The 25239-nt window shown below is 71.2% G+C and carries 25 protein-coding genes and 1 pseudogene; 6 read left to right on the top strand and 20 right to left on the bottom strand.

Annotation, left to right across the window (positions count from 1 at the left end; all coding sequences use genetic code 11):
- Positions 1–45: 45 nt before the first annotated feature.
- The 7 genes from QM779_RS16545 to folP all read right to left on the bottom strand — a co-directional run bounded on the left by QM779_RS16545 (position 46) and on the right by folP (position 6231).
- A complete protein-coding gene (locus QM779_RS16545) occupies positions 46–2544 on the bottom strand; it encodes an ATP-dependent Clp protease ATP-binding subunit (protein WP_428537495.1) in 2499 nt (832 codons plus the stop codon).
- A 208-nt stretch (positions 2545–2752) separates the two neighbouring features.
- Positions 2753–3082, bottom strand: a complete 330-nt coding sequence (locus QM779_RS16540) for a histone-like nucleoid-structuring protein Lsr2 (protein WP_428537492.1) — start codon at positions 3080–3082, stop codon at positions 2753–2755.
- Positions 3083–3352: 270 nt separating this feature from the next.
- On the bottom strand, positions 3353–3937 hold the full coding sequence (locus tag QM779_RS16535; protein ID WP_428537488.1) for a hypothetical protein: 585 nt from the start codon (positions 3935–3937) through the stop codon (positions 3353–3355).
- 10 nt (positions 3938–3947) lie between these two features.
- Positions 3948–4469, bottom strand: coding sequence for a DUF3180 domain-containing protein (locus QM779_RS16530; RefSeq protein WP_428537485.1), 522 nt, complete (start codon positions 4467–4469; stop codon positions 3948–3950).
- Complete coding sequence (folK, locus tag QM779_RS16525; RefSeq protein ID WP_428537482.1) at positions 4469–5005, bottom strand: 2-amino-4-hydroxy-6-hydroxymethyldihydropteridine diphosphokinase; 537 nt, start codon at positions 5003–5005, stop codon at positions 4469–4471. Before folK ends, QM779_RS16530 begins: the two co-directional genes overlap by 1 nt.
- Positions 5002–5397, bottom strand: coding sequence for a dihydroneopterin aldolase (folB, locus tag QM779_RS16520; protein WP_428537479.1), 396 nt, complete (start codon positions 5395–5397; stop codon positions 5002–5004). The genes folK and folB overlap by 4 nt, the downstream gene beginning before the upstream one ends.
- A gap of 24 nt (positions 5398–5421) precedes the next feature.
- A complete protein-coding gene (gene folP, locus QM779_RS16515; protein ID WP_428538480.1) occupies positions 5422–6231 on the bottom strand; it encodes a dihydropteroate synthase in 810 nt (269 codons plus the stop codon).
- Between the two features lie 866 nt (positions 6232–7097).
- On the opposite strand from folP, the gene QM779_RS16510 reads away from it, so the two are divergent.
- The gene (locus QM779_RS16510; RefSeq protein ID WP_428537476.1) at positions 7098–8024 is read left to right on the top strand and encodes a hypothetical protein; all 927 of its coding nucleotides are present in this window, start codon (positions 7098–7100) and stop codon (positions 8022–8024) included.
- A gap of 111 nt (positions 8025–8135) precedes the next feature.
- Here QM779_RS16510 and folE read toward each other — a convergent pair whose 3' ends face one another.
- From folE to dacB, 6 genes and pseudogenes are all read right to left on the bottom strand, one after another.
- On the bottom strand, positions 8136–8696 hold the full coding sequence (folE, locus tag QM779_RS16505) for a GTP cyclohydrolase I FolE (RefSeq protein ID WP_428537473.1): 561 nt from the start codon (positions 8694–8696) through the stop codon (positions 8136–8138).
- Positions 8697–8840: 144 nt separating this feature from the next.
- Positions 8841–10958 (bottom strand): annotated as a pseudogene (ftsH, locus tag QM779_RS16500) (ATP-dependent zinc metalloprotease FtsH); the annotation flags it as partial.
- 155 nt (positions 10959–11113) lie between these two features.
- Positions 11114–11665 carry a hypoxanthine phosphoribosyltransferase gene (gene hpt, locus QM779_RS16495; protein ID WP_428537470.1) on the bottom strand — a complete coding sequence of 184 codons (552 nt, stop codon included), beginning with the start codon at positions 11663–11665 and terminating at the stop codon, positions 11114–11116.
- 11 nt (positions 11666–11676) lie between these two features.
- Positions 11677–12654, bottom strand: a complete 978-nt coding sequence (tilS, locus tag QM779_RS16490) for a tRNA lysidine(34) synthetase TilS (RefSeq protein WP_428537467.1) — start codon at positions 12652–12654, stop codon at positions 11677–11679.
- 5 nt (positions 12655–12659) lie between these two features.
- Positions 12660–13631: a zinc-dependent metalloprotease gene (locus QM779_RS16485; protein ID WP_428537464.1), complete on the bottom strand. Its 972-nt coding sequence runs from the start codon at positions 13629–13631 to the stop codon at positions 12660–12662.
- Between the two features lie 253 nt (positions 13632–13884).
- A complete protein-coding gene (gene dacB / locus QM779_RS16480) occupies positions 13885–15129 on the bottom strand; it encodes a D-alanyl-D-alanine carboxypeptidase/D-alanyl-D-alanine endopeptidase (RefSeq protein ID WP_428537461.1) in 1245 nt (414 codons plus the stop codon).
- 191 nt (positions 15130–15320) lie between these two features.
- Between dacB and QM779_RS16475 the strand changes: the two genes are divergently transcribed.
- From QM779_RS16475 to QM779_RS16465, 3 genes are read left to right on the top strand one after another with little or no spacing between them, the layout of a single operon-like run.
- Entirely contained in the window at positions 15321–15881 is a 561-nt protein-coding gene (locus tag QM779_RS16475; RefSeq protein ID WP_428537458.1) for an inorganic diphosphatase, read from the top strand.
- 37 nt (positions 15882–15918) lie between these two features.
- Positions 15919–16425, top strand: coding sequence for a SixA phosphatase family protein (locus QM779_RS16470; RefSeq protein ID WP_428537455.1), 507 nt, complete (start codon positions 15919–15921; stop codon positions 16423–16425).
- Positions 16426–16448: 23 nt separating this feature from the next.
- Positions 16449–17315, top strand: coding sequence for a metallophosphoesterase (locus QM779_RS16465; protein WP_428537452.1), 867 nt, complete (start codon positions 16449–16451; stop codon positions 17313–17315).
- 15 nt (positions 17316–17330) lie between these two features.
- On the opposite strand, the gene QM779_RS16460 is transcribed toward QM779_RS16465, so the two are convergent.
- The 4 genes from QM779_RS16460 to QM779_RS16445 form a co-directional block, all read right to left on the bottom strand.
- Positions 17331–17594 carry a metal-sensitive transcriptional regulator gene (locus QM779_RS16460; protein ID WP_428537449.1) on the bottom strand — a complete coding sequence of 88 codons (264 nt, stop codon included), beginning with the start codon at positions 17592–17594 and terminating at the stop codon, positions 17331–17333.
- Between the two features lie 65 nt (positions 17595–17659).
- Positions 17660–18037, bottom strand: coding sequence for a thioredoxin (gene trxA / locus QM779_RS16455; RefSeq protein ID WP_428537446.1), 378 nt, complete (start codon positions 18035–18037; stop codon positions 17660–17662).
- Positions 18038–18092: 55 nt separating this feature from the next.
- Positions 18093–19457 carry a sensor histidine kinase gene (locus QM779_RS16450; RefSeq protein ID WP_428537443.1) on the bottom strand — a complete coding sequence of 455 codons (1365 nt, stop codon included), beginning with the start codon at positions 19455–19457 and terminating at the stop codon, positions 18093–18095.
- A gap of 28 nt (positions 19458–19485) precedes the next feature.
- Positions 19486–20178 (bottom strand): response regulator transcription factor, encoded by a 693-nt coding sequence (locus QM779_RS16445; RefSeq protein ID WP_428537440.1) that lies wholly within the window; start codon positions 20176–20178, stop codon positions 19486–19488.
- A gap of 138 nt (positions 20179–20316) precedes the next feature.
- On the opposite strand from QM779_RS16445, the gene QM779_RS16440 reads away from it, so the two are divergent.
- On the top strand, positions 20317–20802 hold the full coding sequence (locus tag QM779_RS16440; RefSeq protein ID WP_428537437.1) for a hypothetical protein: 486 nt from the start codon (positions 20317–20319) through the stop codon (positions 20800–20802).
- A 366-nt stretch (positions 20803–21168) separates the two neighbouring features.
- On the opposite strand, the gene QM779_RS16435 is transcribed toward QM779_RS16440, so the two are convergent.
- Genes QM779_RS16435 through QM779_RS16425 form a run of 3 tightly spaced genes read right to left on the bottom strand, consistent with a single transcriptional unit; the run spans position 21169 to position 23960 of the window.
- On the bottom strand, positions 21169–22101 hold the full coding sequence (locus tag QM779_RS16435; protein ID WP_428537434.1) for a sugar phosphate isomerase/epimerase family protein: 933 nt from the start codon (positions 22099–22101) through the stop codon (positions 21169–21171).
- A gap of 30 nt (positions 22102–22131) precedes the next feature.
- On the bottom strand, positions 22132–23232 hold the full coding sequence (locus QM779_RS16430) for a Gfo/Idh/MocA family protein (RefSeq protein ID WP_428537431.1): 1101 nt from the start codon (positions 23230–23232) through the stop codon (positions 22132–22134).
- A complete protein-coding gene (locus QM779_RS16425) occupies positions 23229–23960 on the bottom strand; it encodes a sugar phosphate isomerase/epimerase family protein (RefSeq protein WP_428537428.1) in 732 nt (243 codons plus the stop codon). Before QM779_RS16425 ends, QM779_RS16430 begins: the two co-directional genes overlap by 4 nt.
- Positions 23961–24090: 130 nt before the next feature.
- On the opposite strand from QM779_RS16425, the gene QM779_RS16420 reads away from it, so the two are divergent.
- Positions 24091–25170: a Gfo/Idh/MocA family protein gene (locus QM779_RS16420; RefSeq protein WP_428537425.1), complete on the top strand. Its 1080-nt coding sequence runs from the start codon at positions 24091–24093 to the stop codon at positions 25168–25170.
- Positions 25171–25239: the final 69 nt, after the last annotated feature.

The following is a 25239-nucleotide window of genomic DNA, read 5'->3' as shown; positions in this document are numbered from 1 at the left end:
ACGAGGGCCCGACCGGATCGGTCGGGCCCTCGTCGTGTGTTCGGCTCAGGAGGTCTGGTCGAGTGCCGCCGTCGTCTCCGGCAGCGGCGCCTTCGCGACGCCCTCGAAGGTGAACGGCGTCTCGGATCCCTCCGGCGCCACGTCCACCACGACGATCTCGCCGGGGTGGATGTCGGCGAACAGGATCTTCTCCGCCAGGACGTCCTCGATGTCGCGCTGGATCGCCCTCCGCAGCGGGCGGGCCCCCAGCACCGGGTCGAAACCGCGCTTGGCGATCAACGACTTCGCCGCCGGCGTGAGCTCGATGCCCATGTCCCGGTCGCGCAGCCGCACCTCGATCTCGGACACCATCAGGTCGACGATGTGCTCGATGTCGGAACTGGTGAGTTGGTGGAACACGACGATCTCGTCGACGCGATTCAGGAATTCCGGACGGAAGTGCTGCTTCAACTCGTCCGAGACCTTGGCCTTCATCTTTTCGTAGCTGCCGGCCTCGTCGGACGACTGGCTGAAGCCGAGGTTCACCGACTTCGAAATGTCACGCGTGCCGAGGTTGGTGGTCATCACGATCACGGTGTTCTTGAAGTCCACCACTCGACCCTGCGCATCGGTCAACCGGCCCTCGTCGAGGATCTGCAACAGCGAGTTGAAGATGTCCGGGTGCGCCTTTTCGATCTCGTCGAACAGCACCACGCTGAACGGCTTCCTGCGCACCTTCTCGGTGAGCTGGCCGCCCTCCTCGTAACCCACATACCCGGGCGGCGAACCGAACATCCGGGAAGCGGTGTGCTTCTCGGAGTATTCGCTCATGTCGAGCGTGATCAGGGCGTCCTCGTCACCGAACAGGAACTCGGTGAGCGCCTTGGTGAGCTCGGTCTTGCCGACGCCGGACGGGCCGGCGAAGATGAACGAGCCGCTGGGGCGCTTCGGGTCCTTCAGCCCCGCGCGGGTGCGCCGGATCGACCGGGACAGCGCCTTCACGGCGTCGTACTGGCCGATGTAGCGCTTGCCGATCTCCTCCTCCATCCGCATCAGCCGCGAGGACTCCTCCTCGGTGAGCTTGAAGACGGGGATGCCGGTAGAGCTGGACAGCACCTCGGCGATCGCCTCCTCGTCGACCTCGGCCGGCACGTCGGAGTCGCCGACTTTCCAGGCCTCCTCCTTCTCGGCCCGCGCGATCGTGAGCTTGCGCTCGTCATCCCGCAGCCGGGCAGCGAGTTCGAAGTCCTGGGCGTCGATCGCCGCCTCCTTGTTCAGCCGGACGGCGGCGATCCGCTCGTCGAACTCACGCAGGTCGGGCGGCGCGGTCATGCGACGGATCCGCAGCCGGGCGCCCGCCTCGTCGATCAGGTCGATCGCCTTGTCGGGCAGGAACCGGTCGGAGATGTACCGGTCGGCCATCTGGGCGGCGGCGGTCAGCGCGCCGTCGGTGATGGTGATCCGGTGGTGGGCCTCGTACCGGTCGCGCAGGCCGCGCAGGATGTCGATCGTGAGGGCGATGGACGGCTCGGCGACCTGGATGGGCTGGAACCGGCGCTCCAGCGCGGCGTCCTTCTCGATGTACTTGCGGTACTCGTCGAGGGTGGTCGCGCCAATGGTCTGCAGCTCGCCGCGGGCCAGCATCGGCTTCAGGATGGACGCCGCGTCGATCGCGCCCTCGGCGGCACCCGCACCGACCAGGGTGTGGATCTCGTCGATGAACAGGACCACGTCGCCGCGGGTCTTGATCTCCTTGAGCACCTTCTTCAGGCGCTCCTCGAAGTCGCCACGGTAGCGGGAGCCGGCCACGAGCGCGCCCAGGTCGAGCGTGTAGATCTGCTTGTCGCGCAGCGTTTCCGGGACATCGCCCCGGACGATCGCCTGGCTCAGGCCTTCGACGACGGCGGTCTTGCCGACGCCCGGCTCGCCGATCAGGACCGGGTTGTTCTTGGTGCGACGGGACAGGACCGTCATCACCCGCTCGATCTCCTTCTCGCGTCCGATCACCGGGTCGAGCTTGTTCTCCCGGGCGGCCTGGGTGAGGTTGCGGCCGAACTGGTCGAGGATCGTCGCGGCGGCCTGGGCCTGGCCGGACTCCGGCGCACCGGCGGTCGCGGCCTCCTTGCCCTGGTAGCCGCTGAGCAGCTGCAGGACCTGGTTACGGACGCGGTTCAGGTCGGCGCCGAGCTTGATCAGCACCTGGGCGGCCACACCCTCGCCCTCGCGGATCAGGCCGAGCAGGATGTGCTCGGTGCCGATGTAGGGGTGGTTGATCTGCAGCGCCTCGCGCATCGAGAACTCGAGCACCTTCTTCGCGCGGGGCGTGAAGGGGATGTGCCCGGTGGGGGCCTGCTGGCCCTGGCCGATGATCTCCTCGACCTGTTCGCGCACCGCCTCCAGGGAGATCCCCAGCGACTCCAGCGCCTTCGCCGCGACGCCCTCACCCTCGTGGATGAGGCCCAGCAGCAGGTGCTCGGTCCCGATGTAGTTGTGGTTGAGCATGCGCGCCTCGTCCTGCGCGAGCACGATCACTCGCCTGGCGCGGTCGGTGAACCGATCGAACATGCGGGGAACTCCTAACCTCCGACGGCTGCGTTCACGTCCCGGGTGGGCCCGGATTCCCTGAAGCGCTCCTTCAGCTTAGTCAACGCCGCCCGTCCGCCGATCCCTTCCCCTGTTCGCCCGCGGCTCAATCGGGCGCCGCGGACGCAGCACGCCCCCGGGTCCGTGCGGACGCCGGGGGCGCGGGGGTGGCTGCGATGGCTGAGCCGGCTCAGCTGTGCGCGCGCTCGTAGGCCTCGCGCACCTCGGCGGAGACCCGGCCGCGGGAGGACACCTGCATGCCCTCGGCGGCAGCCCACGCGCGGATGTCGGTGGCGGCGGTACCACTCGACTTGCGGCGGGAGGTGGTGGTGCGGCGCGACGTGCTGCGATCACGTTCACCGGCCGCGATGTAGGGCGCGAACGCGTCCCGCAACTTCTTCGCATTGGCACTCGACAGGTCGATCGAGTAGTTGATTCCGTCCAGTGCGAATGCGATCGTCTCGGCAGCTTCGCTGCCGTCGATGTCGTCGGTGTGGATCACCTGAACTCGCTTGGCCATCCTGGTCCTTTCAATGTCGTCGTCGCAGCGCGACAGTATTGGCTCCCCCAATGACTAGGAAGCATATACCCCGGCCTCCGGCCAGCAAACCCGAGAGTTCTTTCGCAATAATGTGCACCCGATTGATGTGGACGCGATCCGGGCGTCGACCACGATTGCCCGGCGAGGGTACCGCCGATTATCCCTGAACGCACGAATCGGGCAGCCCGGCGGGGAACAGTGCATCAGCACTATTGCACCGCGGGACCGCCCGAATCGTGTGCGATCTGGTCAGGCGTGCCGGCGTTCGCTGGCCGGATAAACCGGCGGATTCGCGAGGGCCTGCAACTCGACGACGGTCGGAGCGCCGTCGCCGTCCCACAGGTCGACCCCGTCACCGCGTCCCGAGACCCGGCGCGGCAGCGCCAGCACCTCGGCCTCCGCAGCGGCGGTGTGCTCGGCCAGTTCGACCTGGAGGGCAGCCTTGTCGCCGCGCAACTGGGCGGCTTCCTGGGACAACCGGGCAGCCTCGGCCCGGGACGTGTTCAGCTTGCTGCGCAGGTCGCCGTTGCGTCCCTGGAGCACCTGAAGGAGCCGAACGTGCTGAAGACGTTCAGCGTGCAGTTTCTCCCCCGTCCGCCGGGAATCGGCGGCCTGCTGGGCCATCATCGTGGTTCGGGTGACCCGGACTTCGCGCCAGGCGAAGCCGCAGGCCACGATGCCGCCGATCACGGCGACCGCGACACCCGCACGGGCCAACCAGACCCCTCCGAATGCAACGGCAACTGCGATGACGGCCGATGAGAGCAACGAGAGCCACGCGTAACGGCGCAGCGGGGAAGGATTCGCTTTTCTCGGTGTGACGGCGGTATTCACGTCGTGGAGTCTAGTCAGCCGCGTCGTCAGTTCCGGGATGCGCGGGCGGCGTGGCGTCCTCGTCCGGGTGACGCGGAATTCTGCAGGCTCGCTCGAGAAAGGCCCCGGCGACGCCCAGCGCGGCGCTCGCCACCATCGCGACAACGGAACCGAAGAGCCGCTCGGTGGGGAGGTTCAACGGCAACCGGAGGGCGAGGTAGACCGAGATCGCTGCGTACGCGCCGGCGAGCGCGGTTCCTCCGACGAGGCTGGTCCTGCCGAGCACCAGCAGAGCGACGGCGCGGCGCGGCGCGATCGGGTGCCGCTGCACCTGCACCAGCCGGTGCGTTCGCCAGGCCTGCACCGCGACCGCTCCGGCCATCAGGGCGATCACTCCGGCCACCACCACGGGGAGCTGCGGGGTGTCGCCGGTGAACCGGTCGAGGGCGGTGAACAGGGACCAGCCCAGACCGGCCCCCACCACGAACGCCACGGCGACGGACTGCCAGCCGATCGGCGTGACGGTCCCGGTCGGCTCCGGACGTTCCGGCATCACTCCACCCCCAGGTCGGTGCGCCGCACCCCGGTGGCGTCCAGGCCGGCGAGCAGGTCAGCCACGCGACCGTGCCCGACCAGGACGGCGTCCGGATCGACCTCCAGCCAGGGCACCAGCACGAAGGCGCGCTCGTGGGCGCGGGGGTGCGGCAGCGTCAGGTCCTTGCCGTCGAGCACGCGGTCCCCCACCGCGATGAGGTCGACGTCCACCGTCCGGGGGCCCCAGTGGACGCTGCGCACGCGCGCATAGGCGTCCTCGATCGCCAGCGCGCGCTCCAGCATCACCATGGAGGCGAGGGTCGACTCGGTGACGACGACGAGGTTCAGGAAGTCGGGCTGGTCGACCAGCCCGACCGGCGTGGTCTCGTAGACCGACGAGATGCCCGTGATCTTGAGCCCGGGCGTGGCCCGCAGGGCGTTGGTCGCTCCCTGGAGGTACTCGAGGCGGTCGCCGAGGTTGGAGCCGAGCGAGAACGTGGCGACCCGGAGCGGCGCCATCCCCGAAAGGGTGTCGACGTCGAGGAAGCCGGTCATGACGCCCTCCTCGTGATCGTGACGGCGACGTCGGCGACCGGGACGGGCAGCGGGGCCTGTGGCTTGTGGACGGTGACCTCCACCTCGGCGATCCGCGGGTCGGCCAGGCAGGTCCGGCTGATCCGTTCGGCGAGGGTCTCGATCAGGTCGACCGGGGCACCGGTCGCCGCGGCTGCCACCCGCGACGCGAGGGCGGCGTAGTCGACGGTGGTGGCGAGGTCGTCGCTGTCGGGGCGTGGCCGCAGGCTGCAGACCAGGTCGATCACGAAGCGCTGCGGCGTGAGCTTCTCCTCGGCGTAGACGCCGTGGATCGCGTCCACCTCGAGCCCGGTCAGCCGGACCCGGTCCGCGGCCGGGCCGGGCCCCTGCGGGATCAGAGCGTCGAGCGACATCCGGGCACCTCCTCTGCGCCGACCCTACCCTGCGTCCCGACCGTCCCGGGCGGCGAGGCGGTGGGCGGCGGCGATCGCATCCCGGTGCGGACGCGCGGTGTGCGTCCGCACCCCCCACACGTGCTGCGCGGCGACCAGCGCGGTGATCGCGACGCCGGCGTCCTCCCGCTCCCGGACCGGACGCGGGCCGTCCTCGTCGGCGAGGAGTTCGCCGAGGAAACGCTTGCGGGAAGCGCCGACCAGCAGCGGCCGGCCGAGCGTGGCCAGCGTGTCCAGGCGACGGAGGAGCTCCCAGTTGTGGGCAGCCGTCTTGGCGAAGCCGAGGCCGGGATCGAGGATGATCCGATCCTTCGCGATGCCGGCGGCCAGGGCGGCGTCGAGCCGGTCGGAGAGCTCGCTGCACACCTCCGCCACGACGTCGGCGTAGGAGGCCAGGCCGACCATGCGGTCGGAGTGCCCGCGCCAGTGCATGGCGACGTAGTCGACGTCGGCGCCCGCGACGGCGGCCAGCATGTCGGGGTCGGCGAGGCCACCGGACACGTCGTTCACCAGGCCGGCTCCCGCAGCGACGGCCGCCATCGCCACGTCCGCCCGCATGGTGTCGACCGACACGGGGACACCGGCCGCGGTGAGCTGCTCGACCACGGGGACGACCCGGTCGCGCTCGGTCCGCGGGTCGGCGCGCAGGGCCCCGGGACGCGTGGACTCGCCGCCCACGTCCACGATGTCTGCGCCCTCGGCGTGCAGGGCCAGCCCGTGCGCGACGGCCGCGTCGAGGTCGAGGTACTCCCCGCCGTCGGAGAACGAGTCGGGCGTGACGTTGAGGATGCCCATCACCAGCGTGCGGTCCAGCTGCGGCAGTCGGCTCACCCGCGCAGCCTAACCAACGGTGGCCACGTCCGCCGGACCGCGCTCGCCACGACCCGCGGCCTCGGACCGGTTTCTGGTTGCCTGGAGGCCCGCGCAGCCGCAGGCGTTCTCCCCGACAGCCACCCTTCACCGCCCAGAGCCACCCCTTCCCGCCCACCCCTCCTTCGCGCCCAGACACCACCGCCCGCACCCAGGGCCACCGCCCGTCGAGGGCCACCGCTCATCGCCCATAGCCACCGCTCCCGTCGAGAGCCACCGTCCAGACAAGAGCCCTCGACGCGACGGATGGCCCTCGACTCCGAAGGGAGGCTCTCAGCGCACGACACTGGCCCTCGATGAGACTGGGCTGCTCACCACCGAAAGCCCCCCGGCCCAGGGCCCCGTCCGCGCTCAGAACCCCCACCCCATCGAGGGCCACCGCTCATCGCCCACAGCCACCGCTCCCGTCGAGAGCCACCGTCCAGACAAGAGCCCTCGACGCGACGGATGGCCCTCGACTCCGAAGGGAGGCTCTCAGCGCACGACACTGGCCCTCGATGAGACTGGGCTGCTCACCACCGAAAGCCCCCCGGCCCAGGGCCCCGTCCGCGCTCAGAACCCCCACCCCATCGAGGGCCACCGCTCATCGCCCACAGCCACCGCTCCCGTCGAGAGCCACCTCCCAGACAAGAGCCCTCGACGCGAAGAGAGGCCCTCAGCGCCGGACGCTGGCCCTCGACGCACGCTTCTCCCGCGCGGACCGGCACACGGGCCTGTGGATAACCCCGGAGCGCCGAAAGAGGCCTGTGGGCAAGTGACCGGTGCGCGGGTGTGCTGCCGAGGATGCAGCCATGACGGTGATCAGCTATCACGAATGGTTCGAGTCCGGACGCACGCGCCAGGACCTTCGAAACGAACTCGCCAGCGGCTCGGTCCGAAAGGTGCGCCGCAGCATGCTCACGGATGTCCCGGCATCGGCAGGACCGCGCGAGCAGCACCTCGCGCGGGTTCGCGCCGCCGCACGCTTCCTGGGGCCAAGGACCTACTTCTCCCGCTTCTCCGCCGCGGCCATCCACGGGCTGCCGCTGATGAACCGCCGCTACGAGGAGGTCACGGTCTACCGCGCGGGCGGAGGCCATGGCTCGGTCGCTCCGACCATTCACGCACGCCGGGCCGCGCTGTCTCCCGACGACGTCACGGAACTGGACGGCCTGCCGGTGACGAGCCTCGCCAGGACGGTGGCCGACCTCATCCGCGAGCTTCCCTTCGCCGAAGCGGTCATGGTGGCCGACGCCGCACTCGGTCGCAAGGTCCCGCGGCTCGAGATCGGCGAACTGATCTCAGACGGGCGCGGCTGCCGGCTCGCCGCGACAGCGCTGGCCTTCGCCGACGGGGATGCCGAGAGCCCCGGCGAGTCGCTGAGCCGAGTAAGGATGTGGGAGGGCGGCCTCGTGATGCCCGTCCTGCAGCACGTGGTCGTCGACCACGACGGCACGTTCCTCGGCCGCACCGACTTCTACTGGGAGCACTGCGACACCGCCGGTGAGTTCGACGGGGAGGCGAAGTACGGAGAACTGGCGGGCGGACGCTCCCCGACAGAGGTGATCATGGAGGAGAAGCGCCGGCAGGGCCGGATCGGGGACGTGGTCAACCACCTCACGCGCTGGACCTGGCCGGAGATCGACAACGGCGTCATGGTGCGCCGACTGGCCGGTCGGGTCGGGTTCAGGCAGGGGCGACGAATCGTCCTGCCCGGCGAGGGCCACCGTTGGCGTTGAGGGCCCTTGTCCGGACACAGGCCCTCAACGGGAGGGGTGGCCCTCGGCGACAGTCTGGGACCGGTCGGGATGAGTTTGGGACCTCGCGCCGAACCCGGCTGCGGCGAGGAGTCAGCCGATGATCAGGCTCATCGCCTCGGCGCGGGTCGCGGGGCTCGCCATCACCCCACGGACGGCGCTGGTCACGGTCTTGGCTCCCGGCTTGCGGACGCCGCGCATGGTCATGCACAGGTGCTCGCACTCGATGACCACGATGACGCCCTGCGGGTGGAGGTGCTCGACGAGTGCGTCCGCGACCTCGGACGTGAGCCGCTCCTGCACCTGCGGGCGCTTCGCGTAGGCGTCCACGAGGCGCGCCAGCTTGCTCAGCCCCGTGATCCGTCCCTTCGCAGGGATGTAGCCGACATGGGCCACGCCCGTGAACGGGAGGAGGTGGTGCTCGCAGGTGCTCCACACCTCGATGTCCCGCACGAGGACCATCTCGTCGTGGCCCAGGTCGAACGTGGTCGAGAGGATCTCGGCGGGGTCGGCCCGCAGGCCGTCGAACATCTCCGCGTACGCGCGCGCGACCCGCTGGGGGGTGTCACGGAGGCCGTCACGGTCGGGGTCCTCCCCGACGCCGATCAGGATCTCGCGGACGGCCGCGGCCACGCGGTCGAGGTCGACAGCCACGCCTCAGCCCTCCGGCTTGTCCCGGCCCTGCTCGCCCTGCCCCTGCGGCGTGCCGGTCGGCGGCACCTGCTGCGGCGGCGGGGCGAACACCTGGCCGGTGTTCTCCTGCGGGTACTGCCCGTCCGGGTACGGCTGCCCGTAGGGCGGGTACGGCTGGCCGTACGGCTGGGACGGGTAGGGGCCCGGGTACGGCTGGCCGTAGGGCTGCGGGTACGGCGGCTGGCCGTAGGGCGGCATCGGCTGCCCGCCGTAGGGCGGCTGCTGGCCGTAGCCCGGCTGGCCGAACGACGGCGGCAGCAACTGCTCGGGGCCACCGGCCGGCACGGGAACCGGGCCCGGCTCGGGCGGCAGCACGCGCTCGGGCGGCTCCACCGGCGGGATGTCACTCGGCTTGCGGGTGTCCGACCCCGTCCAGGCCGGACGCTTCGGCCAGCGCTTCAGCGGCTCGAAGATTTTGGCGACCTGGTCCTTGTCGAGGGTCTCCTTCTCGAACAGCTGGCGAACCAGCTCGTCCAGCACGTCACGGTTGGTCTCGAGGACGTCGAACGCCTCCTGGTGGGCCGCGGCAATCAGCTTGGACACCTCCGCGTCCACCTTCGCCGCGACGGCCTCGGAGTACTCGCGTGCCGAACCGGCTCCGTAGCCCATGCCGAGGAACGGCTCCTGGTCGCCCGAGCCCAGCTTCACCGCGCCCAGCGCCTCGGTCATGCCGTACTCGGTGACCATCGCCCTGGCCACCTTGGTCGCCTTCTCGATGTCGTTGCCCGCGCCGGTGGTCGGGTCGTGGAAGACCAGCTCCTCCGCGGCGCGTCCACCCATCATGTAGGCGAGCTGGTCGAGCAGCTCCCCCCGGGTCTGGGAGTACTTGTCGTCGTCGGGCATCACCATCGTGTAGCCCAGCGCCCGCCCCCGGGGAAGGATCGTCACCTTCTGCACAGGGTCGGTGCCTGGCATCGCCGCGGCGACCAGGGCGTGGCCGCCCTCGTGGTAGGCGGTGATCAGCAGTTCGCGCTCGTTCATCACCCGGCTGCGCTTCTGCGGGCCGCCGATCACACGATCGATGGCCTCGTCCAGCTGCGGCTTGGCGATGAACCGGAGGTTCATCCTGGCGGTGAGCAGGGCCGCCTCGTTCAGGACGTTCGCCAGGTCGGCGCCGGTGAAGCCGGGCGTCCGCTTGGCGACGCTGGACAGGTCGACGTCGGGCGCCATCGGCTTGTTGGCCGCGTGGACGCGAAGGATCTGCAGTCGTCCCTTCATGTCGGGGGCCTCGACCGGGATCTGCCGGTCGAAGCGGCCGGGCCGCAGCAGGGCGGGGTCGAGCACGTCGGGACGGTTGGTGGCGGCGATCAGCACCACGCCGCCGTGGACGTCGAAGCCGTCCATCTCGACCAGCAGCTGGTTCAGGGTCTGCTCGCGCTCGTCGTGGCCGCCACCCAGGCCCGCGCCGCGGTGGCGTCCCACGGCGTCGATCTCGTCGATGAACACGATCGCGGGCGCGGCCTCCTTGGCCTGCTCGAACAGGTCGCGGACGCGGGACGCGCCGACACCCACGAACATCTCGACGAAGTCCGAGCCGGAGATCGAGAAGAACGGGACGCCCGCCTCGCCGGCAACCGCGCGGGCGAGCAGCGTCTTGCCGGTGCCGGGCGGGCCGTAGAGCAGGACACCCTTGGGGATCTTCGCCCCGACGGCGGTGAACTTGGCCGGTTCGGACAGGAACTCGCGGATCTCCTGGAGCTCCTCGATCGCCTCCTCACAGCCGGCGACGTCGCTGAAGGTGGTCTTCGGGGTGTCCTTGCTGGCCAGCTTCGCCTTCGACTTGCCGAAGCCGAGGACGCGGTTGCCCCCGCCCTGGGCGTTGTTGAACATGACGAAGAAGAGGATGCCGATGATCAGGAACGGCAGGATGCTGAACAGGAACGTGCTCCAGATCGACGGCTGCGGGTTCTCCCCGGACCAGCTGTCGAGGGTGCCGGCGGCCTGCCGCTGGTTCAGCCGCTCGATGATCGTGTCCACCTGGTCGCCGATCCAGTAGGACCGCAGCTTCTGCCCGTCCTTGGTGGTGACCTTGATGGTCTGGTCGCCGTCGGTGAGCACCACCTCGGCCAGCGGGGTGTTGCTGTTGATCAGCGCGACGATCTCGGAGGTCGGCTTGTCGACGTAGCCGCTCACGTTCCCGACGGTCTCGAAGATCAGTGCGATGGCAAGGAAGCCGAGCACAATCCACAGGAGGGGGGATCGGAAGAACCCTTTTGGTTTCATTACCTGCCTTTGTCAGCCGTCGCTGGAGCTACCAAACGACGATACCGAAGCGCGCAACCGTTCCACGCGCGCGTCCCGCCGCCCGTGCCGCGCTCCGCTGTGGGCGTAACGCGTCCCCCGGTCGCCGCCGAGTGGGACAGGTCGTCCGGAGCGGGTCAGCTGTACACGTGCGGGGCGAGGATGCCCACGTCGGTGAGGTTGCGGTAGCGGCCCGCGTAGTCGAGTCCGTACCCGACGACGAACTGGTTGGGCAGGTCGAAGCCGATGTACTTCACGTCGATCTCTGCCTTCATCGCGTCCGGCTTGCGGAACATGGCCATGATCTCGAGGCTCGCCGGGTTACGGGACGCGAGGTTCTGCATCAGGTAGGTCAGCGTGAGGCCGGTGTCGATGATGTCCTCGACGACCAGGACGTGGCGTCCCTCGAGGTCGGTGGACAGGTCCTTCAGGATCCGCACGACGCCGGACGACTGGGTGCCCATGCCGTAGGAGGAGATCGCCATCCAGTCCATCGCGCAGTCGATGTGCAGTGCGCGGGACAGGTCGGCCATGACCATGACGGCACCGTTGAGGACGCCGACCAGCAACGGGTTCTTCCCCTCGTAGTCGTGGTCGACCTGCGCGGCGACCTCGGCCAGTCGGGCCTCGATCTGCGACCTCGTGAACAGGACCTCGGACAGGTCGCCGGCAATGTCAGTGGCATCCACGGGCGCAGAGTTTACCCCCGCCCGGACCCCGTCCCCGACCCGGCCGCCGGGGGCAGGACGCGCAGCAGCGACCCCGTCCGCACCACTCGCAGGCCGGGCACGTCGATGCCGGCCTGGCCGTGCCAGTCGGTCACCAGTGCCGTGACTGCCCGTAGGTGGGCGGCCGAGAGGTCGGACGCGCCGGCGCCCCGCAGCCAGTCCCGCAGCACCCGACTGCGCAGTGCCGCGGGCAGCGCGAGCAGCCGCGCGCCGTCGAGGTCGGGGGACGGGTGCCCGGCAGCCTCCTCTGCCGCGAGCCGGTCGAGCAGGTCGGCGTCCTCCCTGGCGAGCTCGGCCGAGCGCGCGAGCGCCTCGACCACTCCGGGGCCGAGTTCGGCCTCCAGCACGGGCAGCAGCCGGTTCCGCACCCGGACGCGGGTGAAGCGGGCCTCGTCGTTGTGCGGGTCGGTCCATGGCGACAGCCCGAGCTCGGCGCACGCCTGCCGCGTGGTCGAGGCGCGCAGCCCCAGCAGCGGACGGACGAACCGGCCGCGGCGGTCGGGCATACCCGCCAAGGACCGCGTCCCCGAACCGCGGGCCAGTCCCAGCAGCACGGTCTCGGCCTGGTCGTCGAGCGTGTGCCCGAGCAGGACCAGCTCGTCCGGCGCTGCGTGCGCCTCCAGCGCCGCGTACCGGGCGCGCCGGGCCGCGGCCTCCACGCCGTCCCCGGCCGGTTCGACGGCGACGGTGAGCACCTGCGCCGCCAGCCCGAGGCCGGACAGCTGGTCGACCACGAGGGACGCCTGCGCGGCCGATCCGTCCTGCAGGCCGTGATCGACGACGGCCGCGCGGACGGCCTGACCCGTGCGGCGGGCGACGACGGCCGCGGCGGCCGCGAGCGCGAGGGAGTCCGGCCCGCCGGAGCAGGCGACGACCGCGGGCGCGTCGAGGACGGCGTCCACGGCCCGGACGACGAGAAGGGTCGCCGGGCCCAGCGCCCTGCGTGCCACGGGTCCTAGATCCGGTGCAGCCACAGCTGCGGGTCGTGGATCTCGGCCAGGGTCGGGAGCAGGCCGGGAGCGCTGAACGCACGGTTGAGCGTGGGCACGCCGGCCGCGTCGATGACCTGCCGAGAGAACTCCGCACCGTCCCTGTACTGCTCGCGCTTGAGGTCGAGCCCGAGCAGGCGGCGCAGCCAGGCGCCCCAGCCCTGGCTGTCGCGGCGGCCTTCGAACGCCTTCCGGATCGAGGGGTAGCTGGGCACGACGGCGGTGCCGACCCGGTCCATCATGACGTCGGCGTGGCCCTCCATCAGCGACATCACGGCGGTGACCTGGTCGAACGCCTCGCGTTGGGCCGGGTTGTTGATGAGGTCGCGGACGCTGGCGGGCCGCCCGCCCCGCGGCCAGCCGAACTGGAGTTCCTCCCCGGCGATGAGCTCGCCGAACAGCCCCAGCAGGTGGCTGCGCAGCCACGGCGCCTCCCCGAACTGGAACCGGTGGGTCTCCTCGTGGAGGCAGACCCAGAGCCGGAAGTCGGAGGGGACGGCGCGCAGCTCGCGCTCCACCGCGACGACGTTGGGCGCGACCAGCAGCAGCCGCGGGGCAGCGACGAACGGGTCGAACTGGCCGAGGATGCGCTGGGCGAGGATGGCGAACACTCCCCCCGCCTGCGCCCCGAGCGCCTTGGCGCGGGCACCATCGAGGGACGAGCCGGCCTCGGTCGCGCCCACTCCCTCGAGCATGGCGCGGGAGGACTCGCAGATGCTGCGGATCCAGGTGGAGCGGTCCACGACCAGCACGTCGGCCGGTGCGGGGCGTTCGAGCAGCGTGACCGCCGCCACGTGTTCCTCGGCGCGCGCGGCGGCGTCCCTCAGTTCGGCGACGACGGCGTCGATCTCCGCCGGCACGAGCTCCGGGCCCGGCGGGACGAGCGACCGTCCGGTCATCGCCGCGAAGGCCCAGTCGACGGCCGGCAGGTGCTCCATGCCGACAACACTACGGCCCGACCGCAGCCGTCCGTCGGCGAGGGACGAGGCCCCGTGCGGCGGCACGCGGGGACGGTTCTCTCCGGTCCGGGCGAGGAGATCCCGGGTCAAGCCCGGGATGACAGTGGGGGGTTGGGCAGGCCCGGGATGACAGTGGTGGGGTGGGCGGGCCCGGGATGACAGTGTCGGATGCGAGGTCCGCGACGCGAGGGCGGGGGTGGGCCGGCCCGCGGGCAGGTGCGGGAGGCGCCGGTCAGGCCGCGCAGCCGCAGCGGACGAGGGCGGCGGCGGTGCGGTCGAGGAAGTTCTGCGTGGTCGTCTGGCCGACCCCGTCGTTGGCCATCACGGCGAACACCAGTCGGGTGCCGTCCTGCGTGGTCAGGTAGCCGGCGAGCGCCCCGATCCCGGGCAGCGTCCCGGTCTTGGCGTGGACGTTGCCTCGTCCGATCCGCTCGGACGCGTCGTTGAAGCGGTCCTTGAGCGTGCCGGACTTCCCCGCGACCGGGAGCGAGGCCGCGACGCTCGCGAGGCTCTCGGTGTCGAGCGAGAGCGCCACCGCCCTGGCGAGCACGGACGGGGTGACCCGCGACCTGCTCGACAGGCCGCTGCCGTCGACGAGCCGCATGCCGTCGTCCCACAGGTCGTGGGCGACCAGCCAGGCCTTCACCGCGCTGGTCGCCCCGGTGAAGCTCGGCTCCTCACCGGCGGCGATGGCCACGTGGCGCGCGAGCACCTCGGCCGCGTGGTTGTCGCTGAGCCGCAGCGTCCGCGCGACGATCGTGGACAGCGGCGCCGACTGGACGCTCGCCAGTTCCGTGGCGGCGTCGGACGCTGTGGCGGGCGCCACCTTCGTCACCGTGATCCCCCGCGCCTCCAGGCGCTGCGCGAACGCGTCCGCCGCCGTCCTGGCCGGCTTCTGGTCGGCCTGCCACGGGTTGTAGAGCCCCTCCCCGACGGTCAGCGGGCTGACTCGGGCGAGGAACGTGTGCCACTTCTTCGTCCAGGCCGGATTGAAGTCCGGACCCGTGAACAGGGAGTCGTCGTAGCCGAGACTGACCTTCTTCACACCGGACGCCTTCAACGCGGCCGCCGTCGTCCTCGCCAGCGCCTCGAGCGAGGCCGGCTGGGCGACCGACGTCGACGCCTTGTCGGTGAGGAGCGGGTCGCCGCCGCCGACCAGCACCACGCGTCCGCCCGGTTCCCGCACCACCTTCGTCGAGAACGTGTGGTCGGCGCCGAGGGTGTCGAGGGCAGCCAGAGTGGTCAGGATCTTCATCGTTGAGGCCGGAGCGAGCGCCTTCCCCGATCCGCGCCCTGCGACGGTCGCGCCGGTCTCGGTGACCACGGCGACGCCGCTGGAGCCGATGCCCTGTCGCGAGATCCCAGCGATCCGCTTCGCCACCGCATCGGCATCGATTCCGACCGTCGTGCCGGTCGGGCTGGGTGTGGCCGACGCGGAGGTCTCCACCGCCGTCGGGGACGTGGTCGCCACGCTCACGGGCGCTGGCGACGACTCGCCCGCGGACGCGGCCGTACACCCGGTGAGCAGCGTCGTGACAAGCAGGGAGAGCAGCGTCGCACGGGCTCCCCTGCGGGTCCCGACAGCGCTCGACCGCCGCCTTGATCGGTCGGCGGATGGCGATAGGCTCGGCTCAGACATCGAGGATCCATCATGACAGAGAGGCAGCTATGACCCCGACGGATCGGCCTTCCTTCGCCCGGCCCAAGATCCAGCCCAGCCTGCACTTCGACGTCACGATCGAGATTCCCAAGGGCACCAAGAACAAGTACGAGATGGACCACCACACGGGTCGGATCCGGCTCGACCGGACGCTGTTCACGTCCACCCAGTACCCGAACGACTACGGGTTCATCGAGGGCACGCTCGGCCAGGACGGCGATCCGCTGGACGCGATGGTGCTGATCCCCGAGCCGACGTTCCCCGGTGCCCTGGTCGAGTGCAGGGCGATCGGCATGTTCCGGATGCAGGACGAGATGGGCGGTGACGACAAGGTGCTGTGCATCCCGGTCGCCGACCAGCGCCAGACCACCATCAAGGAACTCACGGACCTGCCCAACCTGACCCTGCTCGAGATCGAGCACTTCTTCAGCGTCTACAAGGACCTCGAGCCCGGCAAGTCCGTAGAGGGCGCCGTGTGGGTGGGCCACGCCGAGGCCGAGATGGAGATCAAGAACAGCTGGAACCGCGCGCGAGGCACGTCCTACGAGAACGAGTTCACGAAGGACTGAGCGCCCGCCCGAGAAGGACTGAACCCGGCGACTCCCCATGGCCACCCGCGGCGAACCGAAGGCCCACCGGCTGTACCTGTTGCGCCACGCGGAGGCGGCGAACACGGGGACGGACTGGCGCGACATCACCCGTGAGCTCACGCCGCGCGGACGCACCCAGGCGCGTCAGGTCGGCGAGGTGCTCGCGTCCCAGCGGGTCGAACTCGTGTTGTGCTCGACGGCCACGCGGGCCCGCCAGACGGCCGACCTGCTGCACCTGAACGCGCCGATCCGTTTCCTCGACCGGCTCTACAACGCGGGTTCGCGACAGTTGCTCGCCGAACTGTCCGGAGTCGAGGACCGCGTCCGCACCGTTCTGGTGGTCGGCCACGCCCCCGGCATCCCCGCGCTCGCCGACAACCTGGCGGACCGGCAGCACTCCAGCGCCGAGGCGCTGACCCTGATCCGGTACAACTACCCGCCAGCCACGCTCGTCGGGCTGGAGTTCTTCGACGGGTGGTCGGCGCTGGCCGAGGCCCGGCTGTTCACCGCTCGGCACGGCTGAGCCGACGCCGCTAGCGTGCTCCCGTGCGCACCGCCGAGTACCCCCGTCCTTCGCGGGTGATCGCCCACTTCAGCGACACCCACCTGCGCGATCCCGCTGACCCGCTCGTCCGGGGCGTGGTCGACCCGCGCCCCCACCTCGTCGCGGCGCTGGACGCGGCGGCCGCCCACGCGCCGGAAGCGATCGTCCTCACCGGCGACCTGTCCGACGACGGCTCGTTCGCGTCGTACCTTGAACTACGCCGGATCGTCGAGCCGGCGGCCGACCGGATGGGCGCCCAGGTGATCTGGGTGAACGGCAACCACGACGACAGGGAGGCGTTCAGCGAGGTCCTGCTCGGAGGCTCCACGCGCGAGCCCCTGCACCAGGCGCACCACCTCGGCGGCCTGCGGGTGCTGTGCCTCGACACCACCGTGCCGGGAGAGGACGCGGGTGAGGTCACGGCGGAGTCGCTGGCCTGGCTCGCCGACCAGCTCGCGCAGCCGGCGCCGGAGGGCACGATCCTGGCGATGCACCACGCGCCCCTCCCGGTCGTGCAGGACCTGGCCGCGAGCTGGGAGCTCCACGGTCAGACCACGCTGTCCGCGGTGCTCGCGGGGTCGGACGTCCGTGCGATCCTGGCCGGGCACTTCCACCAGTCGGGGTTCGGGACGCTGGCCGGCGTCCCCGTCCACGCCGCGACCTCGCTGTGCTACACCCAGGACCTGGCCACCGGACGCGGCCTGCGCGGCACCGACGGCGCTCAGGCCTGGCACCTCGTCCGGGTCCACGCCCACACCGTCACCTCGACGGTGGCCCCGCTCGGCCACCACCCCACGGTGGTCGCTGAGCGCTCCGCCGAGGAGTCCGCCGCCGAACTCACCCGCCGCGGGATCCGCATCGAGGGGTGATCGGGGCCTCCGGCGTCAGGCGAGGGAGAGGAAGAGCTTCTCCAGCGAGGAGGTGTCGACGCCCTCGCCGGACGGGTCCTCGGTGAGACACTGGCGCAGGCCGGCGGCGATCACGGCGAAACCGGCCCGGTCGAGCGCCTTCGACACGGCGGCGAGCTGGGTGACCACGTCCTGGCAGTCGCGGCCCTCCTCGATCATCCGGATGATGCCGCCGATCTGGCCCTGCGCACGCTTCAGGCGCTTCAGCACCCCGTCCAGCTGGTCGGCGTCGAGTTGCACGGTCCGGGCCCCCTCTGCGTTCTGGTCAGGCGAAAGCATACGGCCCACGTCCTGTGGCGCCCCGGTCACGCCGTCGGCTCCGCCGCCTCCTGCTCGGCGAGCTCGGCGCGGACGTCGTCCATGTCGGCAGCCCGCACGGCAGCGATCAGTTCCTCCAGCGGCTGGGCCGGCATCGCGCCCGGCTGGGCGTAGAGGAGGATCCCCTCGCGGAACACCATCAGGGTCGGGATCGACATGATGTTCGCCGCCGCAGCGAGTTCGCGTTCCGCCTCGGTGTCGACCTTGCCGAAGACCAGGTCCAGGTGCTTTTCGGACGCAGCCTCGTACACCGGTGCGAACATCCGGCACGGACCGCACCACGACGCCCAGAAGTCGACGAGGACGATGTCGTGGTCCCGCACCGTCTGCTCGAAGTCGGCAGCCGTCAATTCCGTGGTGGCCATGGCGGCTCCCTTCGTCAGCAATACCCCCGAGGGTATCACTCCCCCGCTCCTGGACTCAGGATGCCACGGCTGCGGTGGGGACCTCGATCCAGAAGGTGGAGCCGACCCCGGGTGCCGAGTCCACGCCGCAGCGGCCGCCGTGCGCGGACACGATCGCCGCGACGATGGCCAGGCCGAGCCCCGAGCCCCTCGCCGCGCCGCGAGACGTCCCCGTCTCCTGCACCCGGTAGAAGCGGTCGAACACCCTGGGCAGGTCCGCCGCCGCGATCCCCCGGCCCCGGTCGGTGACCAGCAGTCGCACCATCGGCCCCCTGTCCTCGGCCGCCAGGCTGATCGGGCTGTCGTCGGCGGAGTACTTGACGGCGTTCGCGACCAGGGCGGTCATCGCCTGGCGGAGTCGGTCGGGATCCGCGACGACCCGGCAGGGAGCGGCGTGCACGGCCACCGTCCGCCGGGGTTCGCGGACGCGGAGGTCCGCGGCGAGGTGCTCGAGCTCGACCCCGACGTCGACGGCCCTCAGGTCGAGGGCAGCCGGGTCGCCGAGGGCGGTGAGGTCGAGCAGGTCGTCGACGATGCGGCCCATCCGGGTCGCCTCGGCGTTGATCCGTCCCATCGCGTCGGCCACCTGCTCGTCGGTGGCCAGCCCGCCGGCCGCGTAGAGGGACGAGTAACCCCGGAGGGTGGTCAACGGCGTGCGCAGTTCGTGGCTCGCGTCGGCGACGAACCGGCGCAGCTCCTCCTGCCCTGCGGCCGTGGTGGCGACCATGGCGTTGAACGCGGAGCCCAGCCGGCCCGCCTCCGTCCCGGGTTCGCCGGCGTCCACCTGGACGGGCGCCCTGCCGCCGGTCGCCGTGACGTGCTCGGCCGCCGCGGTGATCCGGGCGATCGGACGCAGCCCGAGCCGCTCCACCCAGCCCGCGACGAGCAGCGTGACCAGGGCGATCGCCAGCCACGCGAGCCCCAGCGACAGCAGCAACCGGCGGAACGAGGCTTCCACCCCGGTCATCGACAGGGCGACCACCACGCTGCGCCGGGCGCCGACCGCCACCTCGACGAGGCGGACCCGGGACCCTCCGCCGGCGACGGCGCGGGTGACCGGGCCGGCCCCCGCCTCCCCGCCGACGAGGACCGGCACCAGCGAGGGCTCGCTGTCGGGCGCGAGCACGGTGGTCAGGACGCCGTCGGCGCGCACGACCCCCACGTAGACGTCGGTCAGCAGGGTGGCCGCCGTCGGGTTGCCCGCGTCGGCGCGGTTGGCGATGGCGACCAGGGCGGCGCCGTTCGCCGTCAACGACTCGAGGCGCTCGTCGAGTTGCGCGGTGAGGGACGCGCGCTGCGACAGCGCGACGCCGGCGAAGGCCAGCGCCACCACGACGAGCAGGCCGGTCGCCGCGAGCAGCAGCCGTCGGCGCAGGCTCATGGGGTAGTCCCCGGATCCCGTGGGGTGTTCATCCCGGTTCCCGCACCGCGTAGCCGACACCGCGCACGGTGTGGATCAGCCGAGGCTCGTCGGCGTCCACCTTGCGCCGAAGGCTGGAGATGAACGACTCGATGATCGCCGACTCGCCGCCGAAGTCGTACTGCCACACCTCGTCGAGGATCTGGCCGCGGGTGACGACCCGCCCCGCGTTGGCCATCAGGCAGGCGAGCAGCCGGAACTCGGTCGCGGACAGGTTCGCCTCGTGCGGGCCGCGCCAGACCCGGTGCGCGTCGGCGTCCAGGACCAGGTCCGCGACCTGCCATCGCTGCGAGGGCGCGGGTTGTTCTCCGCCGCGGCGCAGGGCGACCTGGACGCGCGCGACGAGTTCCTCCAGCGCGAAGGGCTTCACCACGTAGTCGTCGCCGCCGGACGTGAGCCCGCGGACGCGGTCGCCGGTCGTCCCCCTGGCGGTCAGGAAGATCACCGCGGCCCTGCTGCCCGCCGCCCGCAGCCGCCGCAGCACCTCGTAACCGTCGAGGTCGGGCAGCTGGATGTCGAGCACCACGACCTGAGGGTCGAGTGCTCCCGCCACGCCCAGCGCGTCCGCCCCGGTGGCCGCGGTCTCGACCCGGTACCCCTGCAGGCGCAGCGCGGAACCGACGAGGAAGGAGATGTTCTCCTCGTCGTCCACCACCAGCACCCGGGGCGCCGCCGTGTCCACGGCGTCAACGATGCCAGCAGGGGACGCCACGGCTCGACCCGCGCGCCGCAGCTTCCAGCAGATCTCCAGCTTTCGTTCATGGTGTCTCCAGCGGCGCCCGGGAGAGTCGGGCCATCATCCACAGAAGAGGAGACCCCGATGAGGCTCATCCGATCGATCACCGCCGGCGTGGCTGCGCTGGGCGTCGCCGGCGTCATCTACGCAGGCACCGCCGCCGCCGACCCGGCCACCCCGGACCCGGCGCCGTCTGCGACGGCCACGACCACCTCGGACGCCGCCAGGGACGCCCGGATCGTCTGGTTCTACACCGCGCTGACCGACGTCCAGCGGACGTGCCTCGCCGACGCGGCCGTGCAGCGTCCCGCGGGCCGGCTGACCAGCGCGCAGCGCAAGGAGCTCAGGACCGAGGTGCGCGCGGCCCTCACGACGTGCGGGGTGACCCTGCCGGCGCGGGCACTCGACCGACCGCGACTGGGGTTCGGCTGGGCTGCGCTCAGCACGGACCAGCAGCACTGCCTGGCGGCCGCGCACCTGACGCGTCCGGTCGGCCGGCTGACCGCCGAGCAGCGCGCCGCCGTACGGCAGTCGGAGCTGGACGCCGCGGCCGCGTGCGGTGTCGGCTGAGCGCGACCACGAATCCGGCCCCGGGCAAGGCTGTGGCGGGGCGCCGAACCTGCAGGGGAGAGGTTCGGCGCCCGGCCGTGTGGCCCGGTCGGCTAACGCCGACGACCGGTCTCCGCTACGCGGACGGGAACGGGTTGCAGCTGCGCCGGGCTGTCACCGGCGCGCGTGCGACCGCGCTGCCGGGACGGCGTCCGGCGTGTGGCCCAGAGAGCCACCAGGGCGAATCCGGTCAGGACCACCCACTCCCACGCCACCACCGCATCCATCACGTTCTCCGTCCGCGTCCCGTTCGTCCCGGGCCGTGCATCCATGTTCGGTGCCGAACCTGTGTGCAGGGTGTGAATCGGCGCCGAACATCCTGAGCGCCTACAGGTCAACGTCCCCGATCAGCGGACGCAGCGTGCCGTAGGCGATCCGCAGGCCCTCGACGACCTTCTCCGGGGTGCCGCCCCACAGCGGGTCCTCGTGCTCGACGGACAGGGTGCCGGTGAAGCCGACCTCGTAGAGGCGGTCGACCACGCGCGGCCAGTCGACCTGGCCACGGCCGGGCACCCGGAAGCGCCACCAGCCCATCTCCCACGGGTTGCCGCCCTTGTCGACGACGCCGAAGAAGCCGTACTGGTTGCGCTTCTCGGGGAACAGTTCGAGGTCCTTGGCCTGCGCATGCGCGATGTACTTCGCGAACGGACGGATCGTCTCCACCGGGTCGATCCCGATCCAGGTGAGGTGGGACGGGTCCCAGTTCAGGTACAGGCCGAGCTTCGTGGTCAGCCACTCCCACAGCTCCGGGGAGTACGCGAGGTTGGCCGGGTAGCCGTCCGGGTGCCAGCCCTCCATCACGCAGTTCTCGATGACGATCTTGACGCCACGCTCGCCGGCGTAGTCGACCAGCTCGGGGAAGATCCGCTCGGCCTCGGCCATGTTGTCGACGACCGACTTCGTGACGTCGCGGCCGACGAACGTGCCGACCGTCTCGACGCCGAGCGATTGCGCAGCATCGATGCACGCCTTGACGTGCGTCCGGATCTCCTCGCGACGGGCGAGGTCGCCGATCAGGTTGTTCTCGTAGAACGCCAGCGAGCTGATCTCCAGGCCCGTGCGCTCCAGCAGCGCCTTGGTCTTCTCGACCTCCTCGCCGTTCCAGCGCGCCACCGGCAGGTGGGACGCCTCGAACGGACGCCCGGGGCCGCCCGGCCAGCAGGCGACCTCGAGGCACTGGTAGCCCTGGCCGGACGCGTAGTCGGCGATCTGCTCCAGCGACCAGGACGGCAGGCAGGCCGTCAGCATGCCCAGTTTCATGGTGTTCCTTTCGTTGTTGGGAGCCCCGGATCAGGTCCGGGACGAGGCGACCAGCGGGTTCCACTCCACCGGCAGAGGTGCGGGGATCGGAGGGACGGAGTCGACGCCGACCGGCCTGCCGGAGGCGATCGACTCCTCGATGGCGAGCATCACGTCGAGGACGTGGAAGGCCAGTTCACCGTCCGCGCGTGGCGGCGTGCCCGCGGCGAGCGAGCGGACGAGGTCCACCACGCCGATCCCCCGACCCCTGCCGGCGGCGTCGACGTCGATCTCGCGGGCGAGCTCGCCGCCGACGTGGGTGGCGACCGTGCCGCCGAAGTAGTTGGGGTCGGGCGCGACGATCGTGCCGCCGACGCCCTGGAACTCCAGCACGCCCGAGCGGGCCAGCCCGGAGTCGAAGGAGAACAGGCAGACCGAGGACGCGCCGTCCGCGTGCCGCAGCAGCACGTTGGCCGTGGTCGGCACCTCGACCTCCATCAGGCTGCCCGCCCGTGGACCGGCGAGGATCGGGCGCTGGTCGCGGGCCCGCCCGCCCCCGGCGACGACCTCGACCACCGGTCCGAGCCCGCACACCAGCGCGGTCAGGTAGTAGGGGCCCATGTCGAACACCGGCCCGCCCCCGGCGAGGTAGAAGAACTCAGGGCTCGGATGCCAGGCGTCCGGCCCCGGGCCCTGCAGGATGGCCAGCGCTGCCAGCGGACGTCCGACCTCACCGGCGGCCAGCGCCCGCAGGGTGGCCTGGACGCCCGGCCCGAGCACGGTGTCGGGAGCACAGCACACGCGGACGCCCGCGGCCGCGGCCTCGCCCAGCAGCGCCCGGGCGGAGGCCCGGTCGAGGCCGAGGGGCTTCTCGCTCCAGACGTGCCGACCGGCCCGCACCGCCCGCGTGGAGAGCTCCACGTGGGCGGCCGGCACGGTCAGGTTCACGACGACCTCGACGTCGGGGTGCGTGAGCACCGCATCCACCCCGCCGTGCGAGGGGACGCCGAACGCCTCGGCCTGCGCGGCGGCGCGTTCGGCGTCCAGGTCACCGACCGCGACCACGCGCACATCGGGGTAGGTCGCGAGGTTGGTCAGGTACTGGGTCGAGATGTTGCCGGCACCAACCAGGCCGACACCGACCGGGGTCACCGCGCCTTCAGGTAGGCGACGCTCTCCCGGACCTCCTCGATCGGGTCGACGACGGCGTAGTCGAACTCGGTCACCCAGACCCGGTCGGCCGAGGCGTCGAGGATCGGGGCCAGGTCCATCGAGCCCTTGCCCAGCACGACGTTGGCCGCACCGCTGCGCGACGGCTCCAGAGGACCGTCCTTGATGTGCAGGTGGGTGATCCGGTCGCCGTAGGTGGCCAGCAGCGCGGGGACGTCGCGTCCCCCGGCGGCCGCCCAGTAGCTGTCGACCTCCAGCTTGACGCGGTCGTCGAGCAGCGAGACGAAGTAGTCGTAGGCAGGGGTGCCGTCCACGTCCGGAGCGGTGAACTCGAAGTCGTGGTTGTGGTAGCCGACCGTGACACCGGCGGCCGCCGCCTGGTCCACGACGCCGTTCAGGGCGTCGGCGAGTTCGCGGATACCGTCGGCGGCCAACCACTTCTCCGGCTCCCAGTAGGGCTGGAAGACCTTGGTGACGCCGAGCGCCTGCGCGGCCTCGAGGACCTTGCCCGTCTCGGCCAGCAGGCCGGCGTGGGCGCTGCCGGCCTTCAGGCCGTGGGCGGCGAGGGCGTCGGGGAGCCACTCGAAGTGCTCGATGCCGAAGGGCTCGACCTCGTCCAGGCCCATCGTCGCGAGAGCCGCCAGAGTGGCGTCCCGATCGGACGAGAACTGGTCGCGAAGGGTGTACAGCTGCAAGCTGAGAGTGGCCACGATGCCTCCTGTAGCGGGAAATGAGCGCGCTCTCAGCATAGGGCAGTCCCCCGAGGGTGCGGGTAGTATGAACGCGCTCTCACCGTGCCAGATCGGGATCCGGTGACCTGTCAATGACGAAGGAGTGGACGTGAGCAAATTCCGCGTGGGCATCATCGGGGTGGGTTTCATCGGGACCCTGAAGCACCTCGAGGGCCTGAAGGGCAACGCCGAGCTGTGCGAGATCACCGCCATCTGCGACCTGCTCCCCGAGCGGTCGGAGAAGGCGAGGGCGAACTTCGCGCCGCAGGCCTCCACGACCACCGACTGGCACGACATCGTCAACGACCCCGACATCGACGTCGTCTACGTGTGCACGTGGAACGTCAGCCACTGCGAGATCACCTGCGCGGCGCTCGAGGCGGGCAAGCACGTCATGTGCGAGAAGCCGATGGCCATCTCCGGCGAGGAGGCGCGGCGGATGGTCGAGACGGCGCAGCGCACCGGGAAGACCCTCACGATCGGCTACCAGAACCGGTTCCGCCAGGACACCCAGTTCCTCCGTGGCGCGGTGGACGCGGGCGAGCTCGGCGAGATCTACGTGGCCAAGGCGCACGCCGTGCGGCGCCGCGGCGTCCCCACCTGGGGCGTGTTCACCGACAAGGAGAAGCAGGGCGGCGGCCCGCTGATCGACATCGGCACCCACGCGCTCGACCTCGCGCTGTGGTACCTGGGCAACTACGAGGTGGAGTCGGTGACGGGCTCCGTGTACAGCAAGCTGCGGGACAAGCCCGAGGGCAACCCCGGCGGCGGCTGGGACCCGGCGACCTTCAGCGTCGAGGACTCCGCGTTCGGCTACGTGAAGATGCGCAACGGGGCGACGGTGTTCCTCGAGGCGGCCTGGGCACTGAACGTGAAGAACCCGCGGGAGGCGGCGGTCACACTGATCGGCACCGAGGGTGGCGCCGAGATCGACCGGGCGGACGGCGGCGGCTACGACGTCAGCCTGAACAAGGTGCTGGCCAACCGGATGATCGTCGAGACCCCGGACGCGAGCGCGCCCGGCTCCGGTGATTTCACCACCCTCGGCACGATCGAGACCCGCCAGTTCCTCGAGGCCGTCCGCGACGGCCACGCCCCGCTGGTCCTGCCCGAGCAGGCCTGCGTGGTGACCGAGGTGCTGGAGGCGATCTACGCCTCCGCCGCTTCCGGCGAGACGATCCGCTTCTGAGGTTCTGCCCCTCCGGACGCAGAGTCGCCCGTCGTCGCTCTCCGCGACGGCGGGCGATTCTGCGCGGGC

The sequence above is a fragment of the Propionicimonas sp. genome, assembly GCF_049840635.1.
Lineage (GTDB): Bacteria > Actinomycetota > Actinomycetes > Propionibacteriales > Propionibacteriaceae > Propionicimonas.
Note: the sequence above shows the minus strand (reverse complement) of the source record. Positions and strands in the feature narration are given on the sequence as shown.

Coding starts and splice junctions, on each gene's coding strand:
- QM779_RS16435 (WP_428537434.1), bottom strand. CDS start 22,101: ATGAAACTGGGCATGCTGACGGCCTGCCTGCCGTCCTGGTCGCTGGAG.
- QM779_RS16530 (WP_428537485.1), bottom strand. CDS start 4,469: ATGCCGGAACGTCCGGAGCCGACCGGGACCGTCACGCCGATCGGCTGG.
- QM779_RS16510 (WP_428537476.1), top strand. CDS start 7,098: ATGACGGTGATCAGCTATCACGAATGGTTCGAGTCCGGACGCACGCGC.
- QM779_RS16470 (WP_428537455.1), top strand. CDS start 15,919: ATGGCCACCCGCGGCGAACCGAAGGCCCACCGGCTGTACCTGTTGCGC.
- QM779_RS16485 (WP_428537464.1), bottom strand. CDS start 13,631: ATGGAGCACCTGCCGGCCGTCGACTGGGCCTTCGCGGCGATGACCGGA.
- QM779_RS16475 (WP_428537458.1), top strand. CDS start 15,321: ATGACCCCGACGGATCGGCCTTCCTTCGCCCGGCCCAAGATCCAGCCC.
- trxA (WP_428537446.1), bottom strand. CDS start 18,037: ATGGCCACCACGGAATTGACGGCTGCCGACTTCGAGCAGACGGTGCGG.
- QM779_RS16545 (WP_428537495.1), bottom strand. CDS start 2,544: ATGTTCGATCGGTTCACCGACCGCGCCAGGCGAGTGATCGTGCTCGCG.
- QM779_RS16440 (WP_428537437.1), top strand. CDS start 20,317: ATGAGGCTCATCCGATCGATCACCGCCGGCGTGGCTGCGCTGGGCGTC.
- QM779_RS16540 (WP_428537492.1), bottom strand. CDS start 3,082: ATGGCCAAGCGAGTTCAGGTGATCCACACCGACGACATCGACGGCAGC.
- folK (WP_428537482.1), bottom strand. CDS start 5,005: ATGACCGGCTTCCTCGACGTCGACACCCTTTCGGGGATGGCGCCGCTC.
- QM779_RS16450 (WP_428537443.1), bottom strand. CDS start 19,457: ATGAGCCTGCGCCGACGGCTGCTGCTCGCGGCGACCGGCCTGCTCGTC.
- folB (WP_428537479.1), bottom strand. CDS start 5,397: ATGTCGCTCGACGCTCTGATCCCGCAGGGGCCCGGCCCGGCCGCGGAC.
- folP (WP_428538480.1), bottom strand. CDS start 6,231: ATGGGCATCCTCAACGTCACGCCCGACTCGTTCTCCGACGGCGGGGAG.